Source organism: Paenibacillus sp. FSL H7-0737 (genome assembly GCF_000758545.1).
Taxonomy (GTDB): domain Bacteria; phylum Bacillota; class Bacilli; order Paenibacillales; family Paenibacillaceae; genus Paenibacillus_AQ.
In genome coordinates, this window is record NZ_CP009279.1 from 1,570,436 (window position 1) to 1,593,484 (window position 23,049).

Sequence of the window (23,049 nt, forward strand, 5' to 3'; positions counted from 1 at the left end):
TAGGTTTTAGGGGCCATAGGATATTGAGTATCTTCATCCGCCTGCATCATCAAAAACCTTTAATTTCACGAAATCAAAAAGAAGAGGAACAGCTAATAATTAACGGAGAATATTATGTTTTTCATTTCATGAAAGTGGAAGATTTCTATATGGGAGAATGGCATAAAGCGGAATCACTGATGATTCCAGATGCACGAGCCCGCAAGATCAATAATGGACATCCTGAAAAGAGTAAGGTATCTGCTGGGAAAGAAGCCATAAGAATAGCCAGGTAGTATATCTGGAATAAGTGGGATTTCATTGTGGAAACCACTTTAGCGGGTGGTAACGTTATAAGGCAGATGAGGGATACAAAGGAACAAGGCTTTGAAATTATTGTGTTTTTATGTGGGACTAGAAGATGTTCGACTAAATATTGAATGTATTGCTCTACGTGTGAAAAACGGTGGCTATCATATTGAAACCGAGGATATTGTTAGACGCAATTTAACAAGTATGAATAATCTCACTTAGAGTTGATTGATCAATTAATTGTTATTGATAATAGTAAAGCTGTAATTGGTTTATTTTTTTTGACATCACATCGTGTCCATAACCTCAAAAAATTCGATAATACTGGAGAAGACATGGAGGATCTGATCTCCATCGGCACGATCGGCCTGATTAAAGCCATCGAGAGCTATCGCCCGAATAAAGGGACAAAACTGGCCACATTTGCGGCTCGTTGTATTGAAAATGAAATCCTGATGCACCTTAGATCCTTGAAGAAAACACGGAAAGACGTATCTCTGCACGATCCAATTGGGACAGACAAAGAAGGTAATGAAATTACACTCATTGATATCCTCGGTTCGGAAGCGGATGATGTTATTAAAGAAGTGGATTTGAAGATCGAGAAGAGCAAGAAGAGCAAGATATATCGAAACCTCGATATATTGGATGACAGGGAAAAAGAAGTTGTCGTTGGTCGGTTTGGATTGGATACAGGCGGGGAAGAGAGGACACAGAGGGAGATTGCGAAGGAGCTGGGAATTTCGCGGATAGAGAAGCGGGCACTCATGAAGCTGTATCATGAGTTTTATAAGGCTAAGCGCTAGGATCTTAAATAATAACTAAAGATTCACTATAGAGTGTTTTAAAAGCGACTTGCCAACAGGGGAGTTGCTTTTTTGTTAATTCAATTAGTTGGGATAAATGAACAAAAAAACATATTCAGAAAATTATCTTTTTAGCTGCTGAGGGCGGGGGGGCGAACCCGTACGGTACTCACGTACGCAAGATTTTAAGTTCTGCGCTTCTACCTACTGCAATTCACCGTGATCCCGATCATTTTGGTGGTCGGATCAGCCTCCTTTGCCTTCCGGTGGTAGACGCCGGAAAGCAGAACGATAGGCTGCCTGGGTAACACCGTGTAGGTTCGCTCCTCCATCGCAATGGCATACATAGAGCAGCATACATAGAGCAGCTCGAAATCGTACAGCCTCCTTCTCGGGAACAAGCGAGGTGCGATCCTCTGGAACTGTGCGTAATGGATGGAGGGAGTCCGCTCCTGGAAGGAGACTCGCTTGCGGACCGGTGTTGGAGAGGGGGTGGTTCATAGCGGGACAGCTCCCTTACATAGAATTAGACAGAATAACGGAATCGTGCAAAAAGTAACTTTCTTAGCTAAATAAAACTATCCATCATTCTTATATAATAAAGGTAACAAGGTATCATAACTGGATAAAAGTTATTCTGTATTAATCCGGTATAATACAAATGTAGTAGAAGGATATGCATGAAGAATGGTAAATCATCAATACCCAAGAAGACTAGACGCTGTAGGGAGACTTCGGCTTCTCCCAACATGGAGCTTGGATTAACATAAAATAACCTCCGCGAGTGAGAAGGATAGGATGGATGCATCATGAAAAGGTACGGGGCGGTCGTGATAGGCTGCGGTTATATGGGCTCTCTCCACTTGGACGCGATATCACGACAGGAGCGGGTCCGGTTGATCGGCGTGGTGGATTGGAACCGGGACAGGGCCTCCTTAGTGGCAGGCCAATACGGAGCCGAGTGTTGGAGCACGGATTACCGGGCCTTGATCGAGCGTGACGATGTGGATCTGGTTATTATCGCCACGTACCCGTCCTCCCATCTGGAGATCGCAAAAGATTGTCTCGCTGCAGGGAAGCATATCCTATGCGAGAAGCCGATGGCGGGCAATGCACGGGAAACGCAGGAATTCATGAAGCTGGCCCGTGGAGCCAAAACCAAGGTCCTGATCGGTCACATCCTTCGCCATAACACCACGTACCAGGCGGTTATGAAGATGATCCGGGAGGGCGCTATCGGCTTCCCCTTGGTCATCCGGTTATCCCAATTGAAGCCCTCCAAAAACTGGGCTTCCCAATTGTCCCTGCTCCGGGACGTCTCGCCGATCGTGGATTGCGGCGTTCATTATATCGATGTGATGCGTTGGGCTACAGGGGCGGACGTGGTAAGCGTCAACGGGATTGGGCAGCGTCTCTATGAAGAAGTCCCGCCGTACACTTACAATTACGGACTAATGACCCTCCGTCTGTCGGACGGCTCCATCGGCTACTTTGAGACGGGATGGGGCAAGGGGATTCCGACTGATAACCGGAAGGAATTCATCGGACCCGCAGGCCGGATCCGTATCATCTACAAGAACGATCGACCGCGAGAGGATCAGCATTTGGGAAATCTGGTCGAGGTCGAAGACCACCGGAAAGGAACGTTCCGGCAGATCAATATGGACTTCTCCGTGAAGCCTACGGGTGCCCAACTGGACTATTTCCTGTCCATGCTGGAGAACAACTTGCCCGCTATACCGGCAATGGAGGATGCTTGCCGGGCGATGGAGATCGCTCTCCTGGCCGACCGGGCGATTCATGAAGGAATTACGTTACCTTGCGCGAAATAATGGTGGGCCAACATGGTGATGGTAACAGGGGGTGGTCCGGTGCATGGTGTACACCTGCTGAAGGACTATATCGTCCACACCCATGTGAAGGACGGCATCCGACATCAGCTGCTCGAACCGAGGGATGTATACGGTGCCGTCGGGTACCAGCCGCTGGATCATCAACGGATTGCAGAGCTTGTAAGCTCCGGAGCCATATTCCAGGAGGTTCCGTTGGGCGAGAGGAAGGGCCGCCTTGCAGGAGAGCGGATACGGGGAGGATGCGCCCGAGAGGGATATAGAGCGGGCGGTCTCCTTCATCCTCCAATACAGGTAACGGCAGACGGCCGTGCGAAATCTCGGGGATCGAAACTGCGTATTGGAAACCGGGGAATCGCGGCGGATCTAAATAATCAAGTTAATTAATGGGGTTGTTTTGCTGTGTTAGCCCCAGTGGGATTCCGAACAGAAGGGAATGAACCATGGAAAGAAAATTAGAAACCTTAGTAATTTCCCGCCTGGCAAATCAGACGGATGGTTCAGATACAGAAGAAGTCCAGATCATCAAGCAGTATCAATGGCTTAAAGGGTATAACCCGGTCGTTACAGCAAGATTAAATTACAGTCAGGAGGATCTGAAGCTTCAGTTTAAGGTTTACGAAAAGAATCCAATACGAACATATAGAAACATGAATGATCCCGTGTATAAGGATAGCTGCATCGAGTTCTTTTTTCAGCCTACTCCTGATTCGGACCAGCGCTATATGAATTTCGAATTTAATGCGAATGGCGCAATTCTCTTGCAGATAGGAGCGGATCGGTATGATCGCTTCCCAATCACTATCAATCCGGCACTTTTCCACGTCCTATGCACCACGGATCAAATCAATGTTAAAGGAGAAGTCTATTGGGAATTAAGCTTTTCGATCTCATGGGCTTGGGTACAATCTTATTTTTCGGATTTTCGGGTAGTACCGGGAAAAAGGATAAGAGGTAACTTTTACAAGTGCGGCGACGATACGACCTATCCGCATTTTGGAACATGGAGCAAAGTTCATTCGAACAAACCAGATTTTCATAGAAGCTGTGATTTTGGGATTCTGTACTTAGAGTAACTGCGAAATGCAGCGTCAATGAATAACTTCCGAAGCCGCATATACGGGGTTGGAGGTTTTTTATATTTTTTAGGGAAATTAGTCAAATAGAAACAAGATTGATATCATTTCAAATTAAATATAGGTTTATATCTCTATTTGGTAAATAAGTGAGGGAATATATGGAAAAAGTTATGGATATAATCAACAAATGGAACCCAATCGAAATATACCCATTATTGGAGGACGAATATCAATCTGAATCAAAACAGATTATGATAGCGGATATAAATTCTGAATCAGCAGAAACATTGGCTAAAGAGATTTTTAATGTATTTAACGAAAGTTTTGGAAAAAAGTTCAAGAAATCTCTCAAAGAATGTGAGGTAATCGCTGAAGAAATACTAAGATGCAAGCTTGAAAGCTAACAGGTTATCAAATTTGATAGTGCATCATACCTTTCAACAGTTCTTTTTTTGTGGGGCTACCAGTGCCGAATGAAACCTTCATTTAACCAATAACACACTTAACCCATTTAATGCCGTTGTAATAATTATTGAGTTCTTTTATACGCACGATGGTTACTATTGAGTTTACTCTAAGGGAAAAGAGAAGTCCTTTATGGCTTTATTAACTATAATGGAAGAAGCATAAATAAGCCTCATTGAATAACTTTACGTGGAGAAGTGGGTACAATAGGCTGTTATGCCAGGCGAATCACTTGCGGTTTGCTGCTATTCGCAAGTAATCGTGCCCATAGAGGCTCCGCGTCAAGGGGACATACTAAAGATGGTTTATCTTCTAGATACATTAGAAATTTCTCGTCCCAAAAAGAGGAATTTTATAAAAATAGTAAAATTGTATAAAGTACAATAACTAATAGGAGTTGCTTCAATGCCACCTTATTTTTCAGTACATTATTCTTTTCCGTGCTCAACGTACAATGAAAGTTTTGTCAGTGAGATTTACAACATAATATTTAGCCGATTTCCATTTAAGTCGGGTTATTGGATGTCAGAGAAAAACACGCTAGAAGAGATAATAAAATGGAATACATCCAAACTTGCTAAGAAATTCAAGCTGGGATTTGACCAGCATGTAAAGCATGACTATAAACAAATTCTTCTTGAGTCGGATTTGTTCAGACATCTTCGTTTATATTGGATGTACGAATCAAACGAGATTGTTTTGCATTTGATTCTTCCTGAAGATGACATCTTCGTAAATGATAAATATTTGAAGTACGACAGTACGAAGTTAGTGCCTCTTCTTAATATTTCCGAAAAGATATGGGACTCTTTTGAAGTAAACACAATTCAGACATATCATGAATTAGGGGCACCGACAAGTTATAAGGAACTCCTAGACGGTGAGCAACCATCGTCAGAACCATTCAGCATTGTTTCAACTGAGGCGTTAAGTCGAATCAAGAATGTGCTGAATGACAAATTATTAGTTAAGGAATTGAATCGTGGTTTTCTAATAATTCAGAAGGAAATTGGCGTTCAATTTTAATTGAGGTGGGTTTGAATGAACAACGAGGAAAGGCTAGTTGCTGAAGAGACAATCCACCACTTATTTGTGGGTTCGAGTGTTGATGGGATACAATTTGGATTATCTCCCGCGACAACAAAAATTTACTTTACTCATTATGACAGGAATAGCGATGAAGATTTTGTTTATTTGAATATTGAATCTAAATGGTCAATTTACCCAAACACTACTGGTTCATTTCCGGATTCAGAACTCGAAATGATAGATATGACTGAAGAAGAGGAATACTGGAATTTATACAAAATAAGACGTCAGAAAGTAACTCAAATAAGAATTGGTGAAATGTCTCCACATCTATACATCACATTGGAATCCGGTTTGATTCTTTTTATTAACGGGTTTCATGAAAAGTATGAGTGTTGGCAATCAGGAGTTCTTTTTGATAATTTATGGTTAGTAGTTGCATGCCCCGGAAACGGAATAGCCACTTGGACTCCAACGAAAAAATAGATAACTAAGGTGAATACTCCTGCATCTATTTTGATGTTGTCAATAATGCTTAGTCCACACATGTGGAGTGCTGTTCACTATTAGTGAGAAAAGAATAAATACAATATGTATCGATGTAGACCCTTCCTACTTTGGGAGGGTTTTTCTTTTGGAGATGGAATATTAAACCTAATGGGCCAAGCTATTTGAATGGGGTGGGGACATTGGGACAAAGAGCGAATTTAATTATTGTTAGAAATAAATCTTATGAGTTGTATTACAGTCATTGGTGTGCGAACACTTTGCCAAAAGATTTATTTTGGGGAGAACAATATGCCATTAATTTTATCGAGATGCAGACAAAGCTTGATGAATCAGGTTGGTTGGATGATGTTTGGGCAGAAGGTGGGGCAATTCTTGATTTAGATAAAAAGAAATTATTATTCTATGGTGGTGAGGATATACTTTACGACATTCCACTAAGGAATCTCTATTTGAAACTTATGGGGAATATTTGGTATGGATGGGAAATCCAATGGGCTTATGAAGGTATAATAGATTTAGCAACATATGTTGGTTACCCTAAGGAAAAAGTATTAACAAGTTCTGAAGATGATATAAATGATTTAAGTTTAGCACCTCCGGAAGAGAAGAACTGGGTTGATACGGTGGCAAGTGTAAGGTTCTCTCAAAACGAATTACTTCTATTTCCGTTATGTGGGGGAATAGACGTTTATTTATCATACGGACCTGATTTGATTAACAAAATAGATAAATCCTATGGTTACAAAAGTATTTTCTTAGATGAATGGTCTAAGGATTTCCCTATGGGGGGCTTCCATATTGATATATTGTCGAGAAGATTAGAGTTTTGGCATGCTAATGATATTCCAAACATATCTCAAGAACTTCAAGCAAAATGGTTTGATTGGGAAGTTATTGATAATTATAGCAATTACGAAACACAGTATAAAAGCACTAATGGACTGCTACAGTTCCAAGACATTAATCAGCATCAATTATTGGAGAAACTAAAGGTTTTACTATTGAATGAATCATCAAATCCATTGGATACGTTAGCGTACATTGTTAAAAAAGAAGCAGATGCGGGAAGAAAGGTAGAAATAAGTCCGTACGCATTAAGATATGATAAATATGAATTGCCTAGAAATGTAAGAGAAGAAATACTAGACTTTGCAATAGATAATTTATAGTTATAATCCCTTTAACTGTCTCTGAGACTTGCTCTGAGGCTTTTTTTTATGGAGGCAGTGGGTGTCGATTAAATCCGAATTTCGACCACTTAAGAGGATTTCAGTCTTTAAAGGCAAGAAATAGCACAGGAGAAAGTATCGTTCGATTGAAGAAGGTACTCAAGCAGTTTATGAAGTTGGATGAACTGACTTCTGAAATGGTGCATAGATTTATTGATATGATTGAAGTTCAAACGGATGGCTCGATAAACATTAATTACAAGTTAACCGCCACCGCTCTTCTTACGGCTTAAAATACAGTGACTGACACTCAAGTCATATGGAGTATGGAAACAATGCTGATTCATAATATGAGAACAAAATTCGTCACCAAGGCTTAAATTCTTATAATCTGATCTGTGCTTATTTGCTTGTGTTAAGTTATTAGTGGAGATTCCAAAATCGATTTCTCAAGTCGGGATTTTTAATATAAACCCCGTTACTATGAGTAGTGGTATTATAAAGGTGAAAAAACGAAATGACTGGTTATCTAAAGCGGCAGTTCCTTAGTTGTGTAGAAAAAATATTTTAAGGATTGATTGTGTTCTTCAGCGATAATAATACAGAGAATTATTTAAATGCAGCATTATCACAGTGGATTTTTTAAATAGAATTAAATTTTCGTGGATTGATTATTCTGCATATTGAATTCGTTGAGTGGTTACTGATTCCAATCGCCGTCTCGTTTATCATTCTCAATGAATCTGGTGGAGCGATTATTTCTTAAATGAGATGTAGTACGATCAAAATGACATCGTATCGTGTCCACAACGTCAAGAAATTCGATAACACCGGAGAGGGAGAGGACATGGAGAGGACATGGAGGATTTAATCTCCATCGGCACAATCAGCCTGATTAAAGCCATCGAGAGCTATCGCCCGAACAAAGGGACAAAGCTGGCCGCTTTGGCTTCTCGTTGTATTGAAAATGAAATTCTGATGCACCTAAGATCTTTGAAGAAGACTCGTAAAGATGTGTCACTACACGATCCGATTGGGACAGGCAAGGAAGGTAATGAAATTACACTTATCGATATCCTCGGCTCCGAAGTGGATGATGTCATTAAAGAAGTAGATCTTAAGATCGAGAAGAGTAAGATTTATCGCAATCTCGATATTTTGGATGACCGGGAGAAGGAAGTCGTTGTGGGACGTTTTGGAATTGATACAGGTGTTAACATTAATGTATTAAAAGGCGACTTGTCTGCGGATAAGTTGTTTTTTTTTTTTTTTTTTTTAGGAAAGGTGATTAGATAACAAAGTATCCCGGATCCTGGAATATTAAAAAACGGGATACCTCATTAGCTGTAATAATATCGGACAGTCTCTTTCCTAGAATGCTCCCTTCAAATAATGTTCAGTCCGTTGTTTCTGTATTTTTTTGTTTATCAGGAGAAATGCCGGGAGCTGTGATCTCTGGTTCGTCGCCCTGCAAAGCACCCACGATTTCTTCCAGCTTACCTGTTGCTCCCATATCGCCAGCCAGGCTTGAATCGGGTTCGGTTATAGGATCAACACCCGGGCCGCGCCCATCAAGCGGAGCTTTCTTGTCGCCCTTCATTTGATCGTCTCCTTTTTGTGTAGTCTTTGTATTTCTTTCCAATCCAAATCAAGAAAATATGATATAATGACGTCGTTATTGTAAGTTGCATTTTTAATATGAAAATAGGATGGACAATATGAGGGGATATATTCATAACGTCGATAAAAAACGATTGCTTATTATGATTATCGGCAATGTATTTCTGGGCATGGGAATTAGTATTTTCAAGCTGTCCGGTATGGGGAATGATCCCTTCAGCGGTATGGCAATGGCACTTGCAGAGAGCGTCGGTATAACATATGCGAATTTTTTGATCTTATTGAACCTGGTATTGTTTGTAATCGAATTCATAACAGGACGAAAGTTTATTGGAGTCGGGACTTTCGTAAACGCAATTCTTTTAGGATATATTGCTACTTTCTTTCATAATAATTGGCTATCTCTGTTCGGCGAACCTCATTTGTTATGGCAGCAAGTGGTTATCGTAGCAATTGGAGTGGTGGTATGCAGTTTTGGGGTATCCCTGTATCAGACATCGAAGGTGGGAGTAGCTCCCTACGACAGCTTGTCCCTGATTATGAGAGAGAACTTCCCTAAAATATCTTATTTTTGGCACCGGATGTTTACGGATGCTCTTTGTGCTCTGATTTGTTTCCTGGCAGGAGGCATTGTAGGCTTAGGAACTTTGGTGTCAGCACTTGGTCTGGGACCCATCATTCATTTTTTTGATGTGAATTTTACGGAGAAGCTTCTGGCAAAAAGGCGTACCAATTAAAAAAAATGAATTGAAGAAAGGCGGGGCAGATCAATCTGCCCCGCCTTTACTGTAATTTGAAGGTCCATTCCTAATGAGCGGATGAACTTTTTATTTTATTATTTTTATGGATATCTTCCGTACCACTATCCAAGGCAGTCTTGTAGTAGAAGCATTTGTGTTCTATGACTTCCATCGTTTTTTTCAATTCTTCCATCTGCGCTTCTACGGAAGCTTTCCGCTCCAGAAACATGTCATATCTTTGCTGTAAGGTGGAATCCCCCTCAGAGCACCACTCAATGAAATGTTTTATTTCTTTAATTGGCATCCCGGATGACTTCAGGCATTCAATTACCTTTAAAGCGTCCATATCGGATTGTTTGAATATACGTTTACCGCCGGAGGTTCTTTCTATAGAAGGGAAAAGACCTTCCTTGTCATAGTAACGCAGGGTATGTGGTGTCATGTTAAAGGACTCTGCAACTTCACTTATGGAGTATGTCTTCATCATCTATCTCCAATCTCAAATATATTTTGTGCTTGACTTAGAGTTAACTTTAAGTAATAACATATGTTTTGTAAAGCTGACGTTTTAGATTTTATTATTAACCAGAAGAGAGGTTTCACTATGATAAAAGTTAATGCACGCGCTACATTCAGTCAGGAAGGTCCATTTAAGCTAACCACAATCGAACGCCGAGAACTGCAGCCGCACGATGTTCTTATTGAGATTAAATACGCTGGTATTTGCCACTCGGACATTCATACTGCCCGCGGGGAGTGGGGACCGGTCAACTATCCACTCGTTCCGGGACATGAGATCGCCGGAATTGTCAGCCAGATTGGTTCTGAAGTCACAAAGTACTCAGTGGGCGACCGGGTAGGGGTGGGTTGTATGGTTGACTCCTGTGGAGAGTGCAGTAATTGCCATAAAGGTGAGGAGCAGTATTGCCTGAGTGGAAATACGGGCACCTATGGAGCTATCGACCGGTACGGGCAGTATACGCAAGGCGGCTACTCCACTCATATCGTCGTAACCGAGGATTTTGTGGTTCGGATCCCTGACAGTATTCCGCTTGATGCTGCTGCACCGCTTCTGTGTGCAGGAATCACCACCTATTCACCTCTGCGTCATTGGGGAGCAGCTCCCGGTAAAAAAGTAGCTGTAGTGGGTCTTGGTGGGCTTGGACATATGGCTGTGAAGATCGCTCATGCCATGGGGGCTGAGGTTACTGTTTTATCACAGTCCCTGAAGAAGAAGGAAGACGGATTGCAATTAGGGGCGGATCATTATTATGCCACTAGCGATCCGGAGACATTTAAACAGCTTGCCGGTTCGTTCGATCTAATCGTAAATACTGTAAGCGCGCAGATTAATATCGATGCCTATCTTTCGCTCCTGGCGCTGGATGGTACATTAGTCAATGTCGGTGCGCCTGCTGATCCTTTGGCAGTAAACGTGTTCTCACTGATCGGCCACCGCCGCTCGTTTGCCGGATCGATGATTGGCGGAATTCGTGAAACGCAGGAAATGCTTGATTTCTGTGCTGAACATAATATTGCATCTGAAATCGAGGTCATTTCTGCTGACCGGATTGATGAAGCCTGGGAGCGTGTGCTTGCTTCAGATGTCCGTTACCGGTTCGTCATCGACATCAGCACGATGGGGAACAACGAATAAGAGACGCCCTCTTTATTGACATCACATCGTGCATCGGCTTGTTAAATGCCATTAAGAGCTATCGTCCCAATAAAGGAAGTAGACGGTCATTCTTGTAGTCTAACAAACATAAAGAACCCAAGCGATTGAATTTTAAATCGCTTGGGTTCTTTGCTTCATTTTCATAGGTTATTTTTTTATCTCAAAATTATGAATTCATCAACTGATATTAGGTGTAGAGTCTCTTATGATGAGTTTGGTATAAATATGAGAAACCTGATAGGGTTGCTTCGGATCATTAATTCGGGAAAGTAGCATTTCGGCTGCTTTGACACCCATCTCATTACTATAAATATGAACCGTAGTAAGATGGGGTTCTACAATGCTTGATTCAGGACCGTTATCAAAACCACAAATGACGATGTCGTTAGGAATGGAAAGCACATTTTTGAGTGACTTCATAAAGGTAACCGCAATATAATCGTTAGCACACACGAAAGCAGAAGGGAGCTCATTTATTTGACTTAGTCTAGTATCTGCCCACTCTGGACTAGAGAAAAATAGTTGATCGTCATCGAGAATGCATTGTGTGAGATCAAGCTGAATCCCGGATTCTATTAGTGCACGATTAAAGCCCACCCATCTTTCATTAAAACTCCTACAGTGATTATAGTCCCCGATGAACCCCAGTGATTTGTAACCGCCCTCAATTAACTTTTTGGAAAGTTGGTATGTGCTGTGTTCGTTCTCCATGAGAAGTACATCTGCTTGGAATTCAGGGTAACAGACATCTCCAGAGCAGTCGATGAAAATAGTTGGAATACCTAGACTTGTAATCAGCTTACTATATTCCGAGTTGAACAACTCAATACAAATAATTCCGTCTACATTGGAGACATCAAAATTATTTGGAAGAGTCAGGGACTTTTGATCAATGTCTCTAATAATGTGCATGGATAAATTATATCCTTCTGCACTGATTCTTTTTTCCATGCCACTGATCAGTTTCGACCCAAAGTGGGAAGTGTTAGGTAAGTTTTCTGTTAATAAAGCGATGTTTCCAGAGTTTCTGGATTGAACACTCTCGGTGTCCATAAAAGCAAATTGTTTATATTTTAACTCTATTGCTTTCTTAATTACTTTGTTTCTGGTTTCATCAGGTATACCGTTCGTTCCATTTAGGGCTTTAGAAGCTGTATTTCTGGAGATTCCTAAAGCATCCGCGATATCTTGTATGGTTACTTTTTCTCTGGCCATCTATGTAATTCACCTCTATATTCTTGTTCTTAATATTCGCCACAAATAGTGTACTATTTGCCATTATTCCAACTCTCTTAAATGTATATTAGTTTGCTGAAAATAGCAACATGATATTTACAAATGCACAATTTAGTTTACATTTTATCGTGACGTTGATGTGCAAAAAAAATAGCTTTGTTTTCATATTATTGAGAAAATGATGAGATTGAAGTATATATTCTTATTTAAATTGGCTGTATTTGTAATTATGTAAAATTGTATACGCCATTTATGAACATAATAATTTGTCATATGCACATAAATATTTTTACAAAATGTATTGACGAACGATTAAGTGTTTGGTAAATTGTAAAAGCAGCAGGACATAAGTGAGATTGAAAGCCCTTACTGCATCAAGATGTAAACATTGATAAGAACGGAGGTAAAGGCATTGCATAACCCAATAGAAGCCGAACACGGAATAACGGTGACGCGACATAAGAGTTCCTTAATGGATTATTTAAAGAAGCACTACTTTCTTTATATTTTGCTCGCACCAGCTGTGATTCTGACCCTTATTTTTAAATACGGTCCTATGTATGGTGCGATTATCGCCTTTAAAGATTTCAGCCCAATCAAAGGAATTATGGGGAGTGAATGGGTAGGCTTGTACAACTTCGAGAAATTCCTTTCTTCTCCCAATTTCGAAGTAATCTTTTTGAATACGCTTAAATTAAGTTTCTTCGGATTAATTCTGAGTTTTCCAATTCCGATCCTGCTTGCCTTGATGTTGAATCAAATTCGCCGTGCAGGCGTCAAAAAGAACATTCAATTGTTCTTGTATGCACCTAACTTTATTTCTGTTGTCGTTGTGGTCGGGATGTTGTTTATCTTCTTGTCCCCAACGGGACCGATTAACCAGTTTTTCACCTGGCTTACAGGTGAACCAATTATGTTCATGTCTCGTCCCGAGTACTTCCGTTCGATCTACATTTTATCCGATATTTGGACCGGAGCTGGTTGGGCATCCATTATTTATGTAGCAGCGCTTGCTAATGTCGATCCTGAGTTACATAATGCAGCCAATCTTGACGGCGCTAATCTTCTACAAAGAATACGCCATATCGATCTGCCAACCATTCGTCCAATTATGGCTATTGTATTTATCCTTGCAGCTGGTGGGATTATGTCCATTGGCTTCGAAAAAGCCTATCTCATGCAAACGGCGATGAACTTGCCAACCTCAGAAATCATTCCGACTTACGTTTATAAAATTGGTTTGCAGTCGGGCGATTATGCTTATTCAGCCGCAGTAGGATTGTTTAACTCTATCATCAACATCGTCTTGCTCGTCACCGTTAACTTCACCGTGAAGAAACTGAATGAGGGTGAAGGTCTTTACTAAGAAAGGAGCAACAAGCTATGCCCATTAAACATTCCGGATTAGATCGTTTTATCATCGTGTTGAATGCGATCTTCCTGACGCTGGCCGTACTTATCATCGTACTTCCCTTGATTTATGTAGTGATTGCCTCTTTTATGGATCCATCTGTCCTGCTCAGTAAAGGATTATCATTCAACCTATCGGACTGGTCATTAGAAGGGTATAAAAAAATTCTTTCTAATCCTGCCATGATCCGAGGTTTTGGAAACTCTGTTTTATACTCTGTTTCATTTGCTATGATTACCGTTCTCGTCTCAATCTGTGCCGGTTACGCACTGTCCGATGACAGGCTCAAAGGAAAAGGGTTCTTCATGACATTGTTTATTATCACCATGTTCTTTGGGGGTGGACTCATACCTACATATCTGCTCGTTAAGAACCTTGGTCTGCTTGATACAGTATGGGCGGTGATCATTCCAGGGGCGGTCAATGTTTGGAACATCATTCTCTCTAGAACTTTCTTCAAAGGAGTTCCGAATGAAATGAAGGAAGCCGCTAATGTAGACGGAGCTTCCGAGATGCGGATTTTCTTCAGTGTCGTTTTACCGCTCTCCAAACCGATTGTTTTTGTGCTCGCTCTTTATGCCTTTGTTGGCCAGTGGAATTCCTACTTTGACGCTATGATCTATTTAGATAATCCTAATCTTCATCCACTGCAGCTCGTGTTGCGTTCCATCTTGATCCAGAATCAGGTAGATCCGGGCATGATCAGCGATCAACTTGCCATGGCGGAAATGAAGCGATTGTCTGAAATCATCAAGTATGCTGCCATCGTTGTTTCTAGTTTGCCACTCATTGTTATGTATCCATTCTTCCAGAAGTACTTTGAAAAAGGTGTTATGGTCGGTTCCCTTAAGTAGGAAACAGGCTGCACATAGATAAAGATTAATTCATTCATATCTAATTTGGAGGTCATACCCTATGAAAAGAATTAAGAAATCAAGAGTTTCGACGAAAGCAGCTTCTGTAACTGTACTTGCTTCACTTATGTTCCTTAGTGCATGCGGTGGAGGAGGAGGGGGAAGTGCAGCTAGTAAAGAACAGGACGCCAGCGGTAAAGTAACTTTGAACTTTATTACGCAAAGCTCTCCACTTGCACCAACGGATCCAAATGAAAAACTGATTAATAAACGTCTTGAAGAAAAGACGAATGTTCATATTAATTGGAAGAATTTCACGAAAGACGTATTTGTTGAAAAAAGAAACTTGGCTGTGGCAAGTGGTGATCTTCCTGATGCAATTTTTAATGCGGACTATAGTGACTATGAGCTGCTCAAGCTTGCTAAAGATGGTGCCATCGTCCCGCTGAATGATCTCATCGAGAACAATATGCCAAACTTCAAAAAGGTGCTGGAAGAAGCACCAGAATATAAGAGTATGATTACGGCACCAGATGGCAATATTTATGCCTTTCCATGGATTGAAGAGCTGGGTAGCGGTAAAGAAAGAATCCAGGCGGTAGATAGTATGCCTTGGATCAATGTGGAATGGCTTAAGAAGCTTGGCCTTGATATGCCTAAAACAACAGAAGAATTAAAGGAAGTATTAATTGCATTCAAGACAAAAGATCCAAATGGCAACGGTAAGGCTGACGAAATTCCATTGTCCTTTATTAACAAGCCGGGAGCAGAAGATCTGGCATTCCTATTTGCTTCGTTTGGATTGGGTGAGAACCCTGACCATGCGGTTGTGAGCAATGATGGGAAAGTGATATTTACGGCGGCACAAGAAGACTACAAGGAAGCAGTTTCTTTTATTAACGAGCTGTATAAAGAAGGACTCATTGATATTGAAGCCTACACACAAGACTGGAGTACTTACCTTGCAAAAGGAAAGGATCAGAAATACGGACTTTACTTCTCATGGGATAAGGCCAACATCACCGGAGATAATGACAGCTACGAAGTTATGCCTCCACTTGCTGGACCCGATGGTGAAGTTAACGTAACAAGAACGAACGCGCTTGGTTTGGGAAGAGGTAAGATGGTTGTCACAAGCGCCAATAAGAACTTGGAAACGACAGCCAAATGGGTTGATCAACTCTTCGATCCGATTCAATCTGTACAGAACAACTGGGGGACGTATGGAGATGAGAAACAGCAGAATATTTTCGAATTTGATAAAGAAAAAGGAATGCTGAAACATTTGCCGCTGGAGGGTGCAGCTCCTGTAGAACTACGTGAGAAAACAAGTGTCGGTGGACCCCTAGCTATTCTTGATTCTTATTATGGGAAATACACAACCATGCCGGATGATGCCAAAAGCAGAATGGATATTATCAAGAATATCATGGCGCCAAAGATGAAAGCAGAAAACGTAATGCCGAGTGTATTCCACTCCATTCAAGAGCTTGATCGCCTTACGACAATTGAAACGGATCTTTTTGCCTACGTGCTTAGAATGCGCACAGAATGGTACCAAAACGGTAAAATCGAAGCGCAGTGGGATGAATATCTGAAAGAATTGGATCGTCTGGGCTTGCAAGAATGGCTTGAAATTAAACAAGGCGGATATGATAGAGCAACCCAATAACAAATGATTACTATTGTGGGATGAAGGCCGAGTTCCATGCAGTTACACTGCTATACACGACCTTCATCTATATAAAGAGAGATGATCTTAGAACGGGAGTAAAGGAGAAAACAATAATGTCTACGATTGCGAAACAAAATTACCGAGGTGTATATCATTTTTCCCCTAAGGAAAAGTGGATGAATGATCCAAACGGAATGGTTTATTTTGAGGGTGAATATCATTTGTTCTTTCAGCACCATCCGGGTGGAATGACCATGGGAGCTATGCACTGGGGCCATGCGGTCAGCAAGGATCTTGTTACATGGGAGGAACTGCCTATCGCTCTCGCTCCAGATGAATTAGGTATGATTTTTTCCGGCAGTGCTGTAGTTGACTGGAATAATACGACTGGATTTTTTGAAGGTAAACCAGGTTTAGTAGCGATTTTTACGCATCATTTGGATATGCCAGAAGGCAAGCCAGCCATTCAGCGTCAAAGCTTGGCCTACAGTAAAGATAACGGAAGAACCTGGACGAAGTATGAAGGAAACCCGGTACTTGAACATGATACATTCATTGATTTCCGTGACCCCAAAGTATTTTGGAATCAAGATACGAATCAATGGGTGATGATTGTAGCTTGTGGTCAAACGGTGTGTTTATATCATTCTCCTGATCTAATTAACTGGACATATGCCAGCGAATTTGGTAACGGAATCGGTTCTCATGACGGGGTATGGGAATGCCCAGACTTGTTCCCACTTGCTATTGATGGCGATCATTCGAACACGAAATGGGTGATGCTTGTGAGCATCGGTGCGGATCCCGCTTTTGTGGAAGGGTCAAGAACTCAGTATTTCACAGGGGATTTTGATGGAGAAGTGTTCACGCCAGATGAAGATTCGATAAAAGTTCGCTGGATTGATTATGGAAGAGATAATTATGCAGGTGTAAGCTGGTCCGATATACCGGCTGAAGATGGAAGACGACTATTTATCGGCTGGATGAGCAACTGGATGTATGCTAACAAGACGCCGGCAGAAGAATTCCGCGGCGCGATGACGATTGCAAGGGAACTTCAACTCGAATCAAGACAAGGGGAGATCCTTCTTGTGCAGAAGCCGGTACAAGAGTTGGAATCTGCTCGTGTACAAGTCCTTTCTGTGAAAGAGGCAACGGTGCAAGAAATCAATACTCTTCTTAAGGAGATTCACTTGGAATCTTATGAGATTATAGCTGAGTTTACTCGAGGTAAATCTGTAGGCTTCAAAGTAAGAGTAGGTGCGGATAGTCAAACAATAATCGGTATTAACGGTGAGACAGAGGAGCTTTATGTAGATCGGATGGCTTCAGGTCAGCATGATTTCCACGAACATTTCGTAGGACATCATTCAGCCAAGCTCGAAGCGCTTGATGAGTCAAATGATCTCCGTATTTTTGTGGATCGCTCTTCAGTTGAGGCGTTCAGTAATGGTGGTCAGGCAGTGATTACGGATCTTATATTCCCTGGACTAGAACCTAAAGGTATAGCTGTGTTTGCAGAAAATGAGAATGACTTGCTGATTTCCCTGGATATCTATGAGCTTACTCCCTCTGCTGAGCAAGACAAGAATTAGTCATCGAGAGGAGTCATGTATATGCGTATAGGAGCGATTGAAGCTGGCGGGACGAAGTTTATATGTGGCATTGGGAATGAAAATGGGGAAATTGAAGATCAGATTAGTTTCCCAACAGAACATCCTGAGGTGACGTTGCCTAAAGTTATTCAATATTTTCAAGGCAAGCAAGTAGAAGCTATAGGAATTGGATCGTTTGGTCCGATTGATATTCACACAGATAGCAGGGCGTATGGTTACGTTACAACAACACCAAAGCCAGGGTGGGGAAATTACGATATGCTGGGCACTTTGAAAAGAAACTTTTCGGTTCCTTTTGGATGGGACACGGATGTCAATGCAGCGGCATTTGGTGAAGCCAAATGGGGCGCTGCCCAAGGGTTATCCAGCTGTTTGTACTATACAGTTGGCACGGGTGTTGGTGTGGGAGTGTATTCAGAAGGTAAACTCATTCATGGTCTTGTGCATCCTGAAGGGGGGCATGTTCTTACGAGACGCCATCCTGACGATGTATTCCCAGGGGGATGTCCCTATCATGGGGACTGCCTAGAAGGGATGGCGGCAGGTCCTGCTATTGAAGCAAGGTGGGGGAAGAAGGGCCATGAACTTCCTATGGATCACCTTGCATGGGAAATGGAAGCATTTTATATTGCACAGTCGATTACGGGTGCTATATTGCTTAACTCTCCTCAGAAAATCATTCTGGGTGGTGGTGTTATGCAGCAGTCACAATTGTTTCCACTGATCCGTCAGGCTGTGCTTCAGAACCTGAACGGCTATGTCAGCTCAAGTACTATTTTGGAACACATAGATGAGTATATCGTTCCACCAGGACTAGGCCAACAGGCGGGATTATGCGGTGCTCTGGCTCTTGGACTCACAGCACTGGAAAGTAAGATTTCTGCTCAATTGTAAAAGAATATATAGAGGAGGTCAGTGCAGTAACGAATTGGCCTCCTTCTTGTTTTTCAAAATTAATGATAGAAAAAGAGGGCAAAGAACATGGGGAATAAAGGAAAAGTCGCAATATGCTTTCTTATGGCAACAGGGCTTGTAATGACTTCAGCAGGCATTTATGTAGCAAATCCCGGGACTGGATGGGCTGCGCTCGCTGAACAGGAGGTAAGCAAACGAGCTAAGGAGGGATTTTCTATTTTTGAAAGCGTAACCAATACAAATACGAATTTGACAGGTTGGCAAATAAAAGGAAAAGGTAACTTGGTGGATACTCCTGAAGGAATCTTACTGTCTTCCGATCCAAAAGAAAATGTAATGGCAATCTCCGAAACGGTGTCAGAGGATTTTATCTATGAAGCTGACGTCATGATCAAGGATATGCAAGCTGACGCGACCTTATTGTTCCGTTCTAATGAAGATGGCTGGGGTTCCTACATGCTCCAAATCGTACCGAATGCAGGTATGATTCGTTTACAAGACGCAAGTGGTGATGAAGGGAAATTAAAAGAGGAGCGAAAAGTTACAGTCAAGGTAGGCGAAATCTATCATCTCAAGGTGAAAGCAGAGGGGTCATCGCTGAAAGTATATTGGGACAATGCATATAAACCTGTAATTGAGGTTCAGGATAACGCGTATCGTACAGGTAAGCTAGGACTCAATGTATGGGATGGTTCTGTTTTGTTCCAAAACATAATCGTAAGTGATCTGAAAGGAAATCTAGGTGCTGTGGTTACAAATCAAGGACAATGGCAGCCTAATATCAACGGCAAAAAAGGAATGGTAGTAAACCAGAGTAAGTCACAGCAAATTTATAACAAACAAGCTGCTGATTTTGTATATGAAGGAAATATATCTCTTCGTCCTGATTCTGTTGCAGCGCTCGCCTTTCGTTCATCGGCTGATGGAACAAAGGGATATGAAGCTGTCCTTACGAAGGAAGGAAATCAGGTCCGTGTAAGCTTGACGAAAGCTAACGGAACAACCATTGCAAGTTCACAGCATACCTATCCAAGTCAGACCGGAGCAAAACATCACGTAGAGATAAAGGCAAATGGAAACAGAATTCAGGTCTTCCTAGACGGATACACCCCGGCTGCAATCGATCTAACAGATAAAACCTACACCGATGGATATGCAGGAATCGTCGTTAAACAAGGAACGGCTTACTTCCAGGATACTTATGTGACGGATGCTAGCAGTTATTATAATGAAAAATATCGTCCTCAATATCACTATACGCCAATTCGTGGTTCTGCAAGTGATCCGAATGGACTGGTCTACTTCGAAGGAGAATATCATCTATTCCATCAGGACGGAGGCACATGGGCACATTCTGTCAGTAAAGATATGCTGAACTGGAAGCGGCTTCCGATTGCGCTGCCGTGGAATGATCATGGACATGTCTGGTCTGGGTCGGCTGTGGCAGATTTGACGAATGCATCAGGCTTGTTCGGGGATTCAGGAGGTAAGGGGCTAATTGCCTACTACACTTCCTATAATCCCGATGGCCCGAATGGGAATCAGCGTATCGGTCTTGCATACAGCAAGGACCAAGGTCGTACTTGGGAATATTCCAAGGCGCGTCCAATGGTTATCGAGAATCCAGGAGATAATGGAGGGGAGCCCGGAGGTTGGGATTTCCGTGATCCGAAAGTGATTCGTGATAACGACAATAACAGGTGGGTCATGGTTGTATCCGGTGGAGATCATATTCGTTTCTTTACTTCAACGAATCTACTTGATTGGACCCTAACAGATAGTTGGGGATACGGGGACTATGTTCGCGGCGGTGTATGGGAATGTCCAGATTTGCTTCAGCTTTCGGTAGACGGAACATCACAGAAGAAATGGATTCTGATGATAAGTACAGGAGCGAATTCAAAAACAGGCGGATCAGATGCTGAATATTTTGTGGGTCATTTAACAGCGGAAGGTAAATTCGTAAATGATAATCCGGCAGGCAAAGTATTGCGAACTGATTTTGGAAAAGAATTCTACGCATCAATGTCTTTTTCGAACATGCCAGATCATCGCAGCGTAATGATGGCTTGGATGACAAACTGGGACTATCCGTTTGCTTTCCCGACGACCCATTGGAAGGGCGTATTGTCAATCCCAAGAGAAGTCTCATTAGTGACGACAAAAGATGGGATTCAGCTCGTTCAAAGCCCAATTAAAGAGCTCCAATCGCTGCGTAGTCAGCTGTATTCTACAGCTAATAAAGTGGTGAGTCCTTCTTCTCAGAACCTACTGAAAGGCGTTACTTCTGGTGCATACGAGATTGAAGCTGAAGTAGAAATTCCTGCAGGCAGTCAGGTAAGTGAATTTGGTTTTAACGTTCGTGTAGGTGGAAGTCAGAAAACGGTAGTTGGATATAAACCTAGTGAGAGTCAGATTTTTGTGGATCGGTCTGCATCTGGTTTGACGGATTTTTCGAGTTTATTTAGTACAAGACATGAAGCGCCAATGCAAACGGAGAATAGGCGTATTAAGATGCGTATCCTTGTAGACGAGTCTTCTGTTGAGGTTTTTGGCAACAACGGTAAAGTCGTTTTCTCTGATGTCATTTTTCCGGATCCAGCCAGCAGAGCTTTGAGCTTTTACACCAATGGAGGCAACGTAAAGGTCGTATCTCTGAAAGTGAATCAGTTAGGATCTGTATGGAATCAGGAGTCCGATTCCGCTACCAAGATAATGATGGATACAAATGATCGTGAACTGAGCAAGGGGCAAAGCGACACACTCTTGGCAATGGTAGAGAATGGAACAGGTAATGGTGCACAGCCGCTGAAATGGAATTCCAGTAACAAGGATGTAGTTGAACTAAACGTAGAAAATAGCTCACAGGCAACCATTGTAGGAAAAAAAGAAGGCGAGTCTATCATTACTGTCTCTACTCCAAATGGGAAGACATCAATAAGCGTTTTAGTTAAGGTAACTGATGGTGAATTTCATACGAACTTAGGTGGATGGACTAAAGATCTTTCTGCAGCCTCTTGGGTCATTAGTGAAAATGGGATTCGTGGAAATTACTTGAGTGACGCGAATTATATCGCAGCGAAGCAGGCTGGAGACTTTACTTATGAAGCAGATATGATATTAGGGAAATCCGGGGGAGCAGGCTCTATGTTGTTCCGCGCCAGCGAAGATGGACGCAGCGGATACTACTTAAATCTGGATCCGAATATGAAGTCCGTACGTCTCTTTTATAAAATCGAAGGCCGTTTTGAAGAGCGTCAAATACTGGCGAAAGTTCCGATGTTCATTCAGCCGGGTCAAACCTATAAAGTAAAAATCGAAGCGAAGGGCTCGCATATTGTAGTTTATGTGGATGGGCAGAAAGTGATCGACCTCCAGGACGGCACATTTGCAGAAGGTCGCTTTGGACTACATGTATTTGGCGGATATGCTTCATATCAAAACGTTAACGTGAGCGGAGAAACACCTGCCAACTTAACCACATCTAGTCTAGTAAATGCAAAACTACAGAAATCTCTCTATACAGCAAATCTTGCAAATGGTGAAGCTGTTACCCTGAAGGATGCGAATGTTTCTACGGATCAGAAGTGGGTAATCGTGCCGACGGGGGATGATGCAGGTTCCTATTCCATTCGTACAACAGCCGGTCAGGCGCTTGATCTCGACACAGGGCAAAATAAAATTCAGTTATACCCTTATCTCGGATATAACAATCAGCGTTGGATTCTTCACAAGAATGATGATGGTACTCTAAGCATTATTTCTGCTCATCATAGGAAAGCGCTGGAAGTATCAGCGGATGGAACAACATTGTCTTTAAGCGAATTTGATCCTACTCTTGATCGGCAAAAATGGGTAATTACGAATTAAGATGAGAATGAGGGACTAATGGAAGAGCGGCTAAGATTTGGCGGCTCTACTTCTTAATAATTAAAGGTCCTTATTGTTAATCCGAGCCAGGTTCAATTCTTTGCAATTCAGTTTGATGGACCCCAAGATTTAATATTTCACTATCGTATTAAGATACGAAGATGAAAACTAGACGACATTAAGGTACAATCTACTTAAAAGGAATACCTGATGAATTGATCCATACGTTCATCGA

21 protein-coding genes and 2 pseudogenes are annotated in these 23,049 nt (G+C 41.9%); 19 read left to right on the plus strand and 4 right to left on the minus strand.

The features are described from left to right. Window positions 1-23 precede the first annotated feature (23 nt). Together H70737_RS30975 and H70737_RS06900 are read left to right on the plus strand one after the other, a co-directional pair. On the plus strand, window positions 24-275 hold the full coding sequence (locus H70737_RS30975; RefSeq protein ID WP_042185838.1) for a hypothetical protein: 252 nt from the start codon (window positions 24-26) through the stop codon (window positions 273-275). Window positions 276-530: 255 nt separating this feature from the next. Continuing rightward, the gene (locus H70737_RS06900; RefSeq protein ID WP_442950255.1) at window positions 531-1,097 is read left to right on the plus strand and encodes a sigma-70 family RNA polymerase sigma factor; all 567 of its coding nucleotides are present in this window, start codon (window positions 531-533) and stop codon (window positions 1,095-1,097) included. Window positions 1,098-1,343: 246 nt separating this feature from the next. Here H70737_RS06900 and H70737_RS30645 read toward each other — a convergent pair whose 3' ends face one another. After that, a complete protein-coding gene (locus H70737_RS30645) occupies window positions 1,344-1,598 on the minus strand; it encodes a hypothetical protein (RefSeq protein ID WP_156113067.1) in 255 nt (84 codons plus the stop codon). 347 nt (window positions 1,599-1,945) lie between these two features. Between H70737_RS30645 and H70737_RS06905 the strand changes: the two genes are divergently transcribed. The 9 genes and pseudogenes from H70737_RS06905 to H70737_RS06940 all read left to right on the plus strand — a co-directional run. Continuing rightward, window positions 1,946-2,929, plus strand: coding sequence for a Gfo/Idh/MocA family protein (locus H70737_RS06905; RefSeq protein WP_231573473.1), 984 nt, complete (start codon window positions 1,946-1,948; stop codon window positions 2,927-2,929). A 6-nt stretch (window positions 2,930-2,935) separates the two neighbouring features. Further along, window positions 2,936-3,245 (plus strand): annotated as a pseudogene (locus tag H70737_RS06910) (sugar phosphate isomerase/epimerase); the annotation flags it as partial. Window positions 3,246-3,390: 145 nt separating this feature from the next. Continuing rightward, entirely contained in the window at window positions 3,391-4,023 is a 633-nt protein-coding gene (locus tag H70737_RS06915; protein WP_042185843.1) for a carbohydrate-binding family 9-like protein, read from the plus strand. Between the two features lie 161 nt (window positions 4,024-4,184). Then, on the plus strand, window positions 4,185-4,430 hold the full coding sequence (locus H70737_RS06920) for a DUF1871 family protein (RefSeq protein WP_042185845.1): 246 nt from the start codon (window positions 4,185-4,187) through the stop codon (window positions 4,428-4,430). A 583-nt stretch (window positions 4,431-5,013) separates the two neighbouring features. Then, on the plus strand, window positions 5,014-5,517 hold the full coding sequence (locus tag H70737_RS06925) for a hypothetical protein (protein WP_231573395.1): 504 nt from the start codon (window positions 5,014-5,016) through the stop codon (window positions 5,515-5,517). Between the two features lie 15 nt (window positions 5,518-5,532). After that, entirely contained in the window at window positions 5,533-6,006 is a 474-nt protein-coding gene (locus H70737_RS06930; protein WP_042185849.1) for a hypothetical protein, read from the plus strand. Between the two features lie 203 nt (window positions 6,007-6,209). Further along, window positions 6,210-7,199 carry a hypothetical protein gene (locus tag H70737_RS06935; protein ID WP_042185851.1) on the plus strand — a complete coding sequence of 330 codons (990 nt, stop codon included), beginning with the start codon at window positions 6,210-6,212 and terminating at the stop codon, window positions 7,197-7,199. Between the two features lie 5 nt (window positions 7,200-7,204). Continuing rightward, the gene (locus tag H70737_RS31450; protein WP_269321842.1) at window positions 7,205-7,492 is read left to right on the plus strand and encodes a DUF4368 domain-containing protein; all 288 of its coding nucleotides are present in this window, start codon (window positions 7,205-7,207) and stop codon (window positions 7,490-7,492) included. A 512-nt stretch (window positions 7,493-8,004) separates the two neighbouring features. Next, window positions 8,005-8,411 (plus strand): annotated as a pseudogene (locus tag H70737_RS06940) (sigma factor); the annotation flags it as partial. Window positions 8,412-8,595: 184 nt separating this feature from the next. On the opposite strand, the gene H70737_RS06945 reads toward H70737_RS06940, so the two are convergent. After that, window positions 8,596-8,799, minus strand: coding sequence for a hypothetical protein (locus H70737_RS06945; RefSeq protein WP_042185853.1), 204 nt, complete (start codon window positions 8,797-8,799; stop codon window positions 8,596-8,598). A gap of 118 nt (window positions 8,800-8,917) precedes the next feature. On the opposite strand from H70737_RS06945, the gene H70737_RS06950 reads away from it, so the two are divergent. Beyond that, window positions 8,918-9,556 carry a YczE/YyaS/YitT family protein gene (locus H70737_RS06950; RefSeq protein WP_042185855.1) on the plus strand — a complete coding sequence of 213 codons (639 nt, stop codon included), beginning with the start codon at window positions 8,918-8,920 and terminating at the stop codon, window positions 9,554-9,556. Between the two features lie 70 nt (window positions 9,557-9,626). Here the strand turns inward: H70737_RS06950 and H70737_RS06955 are convergent, their stop codons facing one another. Beyond that, entirely contained in the window at window positions 9,627-10,043 is a 417-nt protein-coding gene (locus H70737_RS06955) for a MerR family transcriptional regulator (RefSeq protein ID WP_042185857.1), read from the minus strand. A gap of 120 nt (window positions 10,044-10,163) precedes the next feature. Here H70737_RS06955 and H70737_RS06960 point away from each other — a divergent pair, with 120 nt between their 5' ends. Then, window positions 10,164-11,216 carry an NAD(P)-dependent alcohol dehydrogenase gene (locus tag H70737_RS06960; protein ID WP_042185859.1) on the plus strand — a complete coding sequence of 351 codons (1,053 nt, stop codon included), beginning with the start codon at window positions 10,164-10,166 and terminating at the stop codon, window positions 11,214-11,216. A gap of 198 nt (window positions 11,217-11,414) precedes the next feature. Here H70737_RS06960 and H70737_RS06965 read toward each other — a convergent pair whose 3' ends face one another. Beyond that, window positions 11,415-12,452, minus strand: coding sequence for a LacI family DNA-binding transcriptional regulator (locus H70737_RS06965; protein WP_042185862.1), 1,038 nt, complete (start codon window positions 12,450-12,452; stop codon window positions 11,415-11,417). Between the two features lie 493 nt (window positions 12,453-12,945). Here H70737_RS06965 and H70737_RS06970 point away from each other — a divergent pair, with 493 nt between their 5' ends. The 6 genes from H70737_RS06970 (at window position 12,946) to H70737_RS06995 (ending at window position 22,814) form a co-directional block, all read left to right on the plus strand. Then, window positions 12,946-13,839 carry an ABC transporter permease gene (locus H70737_RS06970; protein WP_081951057.1) on the plus strand — a complete coding sequence of 298 codons (894 nt, stop codon included), beginning with the start codon at window positions 12,946-12,948 and terminating at the stop codon, window positions 13,837-13,839. A gap of 17 nt (window positions 13,840-13,856) precedes the next feature. Then, the gene (locus H70737_RS06975; RefSeq protein WP_042185867.1) at window positions 13,857-14,738 is read left to right on the plus strand and encodes a carbohydrate ABC transporter permease; all 882 of its coding nucleotides are present in this window, start codon (window positions 13,857-13,859) and stop codon (window positions 14,736-14,738) included. Between the two features lie 61 nt (window positions 14,739-14,799). Beyond that, window positions 14,800-16,410: an ABC transporter substrate-binding protein gene (locus H70737_RS06980; RefSeq protein WP_042185869.1), complete on the plus strand. Its 1,611-nt coding sequence runs from the start codon at window positions 14,800-14,802 to the stop codon at window positions 16,408-16,410. 116 nt (window positions 16,411-16,526) lie between these two features. After that, window positions 16,527-18,008 carry a glycoside hydrolase family 32 protein gene (locus tag H70737_RS06985; protein WP_042185871.1) on the plus strand — a complete coding sequence of 494 codons (1,482 nt, stop codon included), beginning with the start codon at window positions 16,527-16,529 and terminating at the stop codon, window positions 18,006-18,008. Between the two features lie 21 nt (window positions 18,009-18,029). Next, entirely contained in the window at window positions 18,030-18,923 is an 894-nt protein-coding gene (locus tag H70737_RS06990) for an ROK family protein (protein ID WP_042185873.1), read from the plus strand. An 87-nt stretch (window positions 18,924-19,010) separates the two neighbouring features. Next, on the plus strand, window positions 19,011-22,814 hold the full coding sequence (locus H70737_RS06995; RefSeq protein ID WP_052404192.1) for a GH32 C-terminal domain-containing protein: 3,804 nt from the start codon (window positions 19,011-19,013) through the stop codon (window positions 22,812-22,814). Window positions 22,815-23,049: the final 235 nt, after the last annotated feature.

Bases quoted from the DNA above. Each gene is read 5' to 3' on its own strand.
- H70737_RS06950 (WP_042185855.1), top strand. From the start codon at position 8,918: ATGAGGGGATATATTCATAACGTCGATAAAAAACGATTGCTTATTATG.
- H70737_RS06960 (WP_042185859.1), top strand. From the start codon at position 10,164: ATGATAAAAGTTAATGCACGCGCTACATTCAGTCAGGAAGGTCCATTT.
- H70737_RS30645 (WP_156113067.1), bottom strand. From the start codon at position 1,598: ATGAACCACCCCCTCTCCAACACCGGTCCGCAAGCGAGTCTCCTTCCA.
- H70737_RS06990 (WP_042185873.1), top strand. From the start codon at position 18,030: ATGCGTATAGGAGCGATTGAAGCTGGCGGGACGAAGTTTATATGTGGC.
- H70737_RS06915 (WP_042185843.1), top strand. From the start codon at position 3,391: ATGGAAAGAAAATTAGAAACCTTAGTAATTTCCCGCCTGGCAAATCAG.
- H70737_RS06920 (WP_042185845.1), top strand. From the start codon at position 4,185: ATGGAAAAAGTTATGGATATAATCAACAAATGGAACCCAATCGAAATA.
- H70737_RS06965 (WP_042185862.1), bottom strand. From the start codon at position 12,452: ATGGCCAGAGAAAAAGTAACCATACAAGATATCGCGGATGCTTTAGGA.
- H70737_RS06970 (WP_081951057.1), top strand. From the start codon at position 12,946: ATGGATTATTTAAAGAAGCACTACTTTCTTTATATTTTGCTCGCACCA.
- H70737_RS06945 (WP_042185853.1), bottom strand. From the start codon at position 8,799: ATGAAGGGCGACAAGAAAGCTCCGCTTGATGGGCGCGGCCCGGGTGTT.
- H70737_RS06975 (WP_042185867.1), top strand. From the start codon at position 13,857: ATGCCCATTAAACATTCCGGATTAGATCGTTTTATCATCGTGTTGAAT.
- H70737_RS06925 (WP_231573395.1), top strand. From the start codon at position 5,014: ATGTCAGAGAAAAACACGCTAGAAGAGATAATAAAATGGAATACATCC.
- H70737_RS06980 (WP_042185869.1), top strand. From the start codon at position 14,800: ATGAAAAGAATTAAGAAATCAAGAGTTTCGACGAAAGCAGCTTCTGTA.
- H70737_RS06995 (WP_052404192.1), top strand. From the start codon at position 19,011: ATGGGGAATAAAGGAAAAGTCGCAATATGCTTTCTTATGGCAACAGGG.
- H70737_RS06930 (WP_042185849.1), top strand. From the start codon at position 5,533: ATGAACAACGAGGAAAGGCTAGTTGCTGAAGAGACAATCCACCACTTA.
- H70737_RS06905 (WP_231573473.1), top strand. From the start codon at position 1,946: ATGGGCTCTCTCCACTTGGACGCGATATCACGACAGGAGCGGGTCCGG.
- H70737_RS06955 (WP_042185857.1), bottom strand. From the start codon at position 10,043: ATGAAGACATACTCCATAAGTGAAGTTGCAGAGTCCTTTAACATGACA.
- H70737_RS06985 (WP_042185871.1), top strand. From the start codon at position 16,527: ATGTCTACGATTGCGAAACAAAATTACCGAGGTGTATATCATTTTTCC.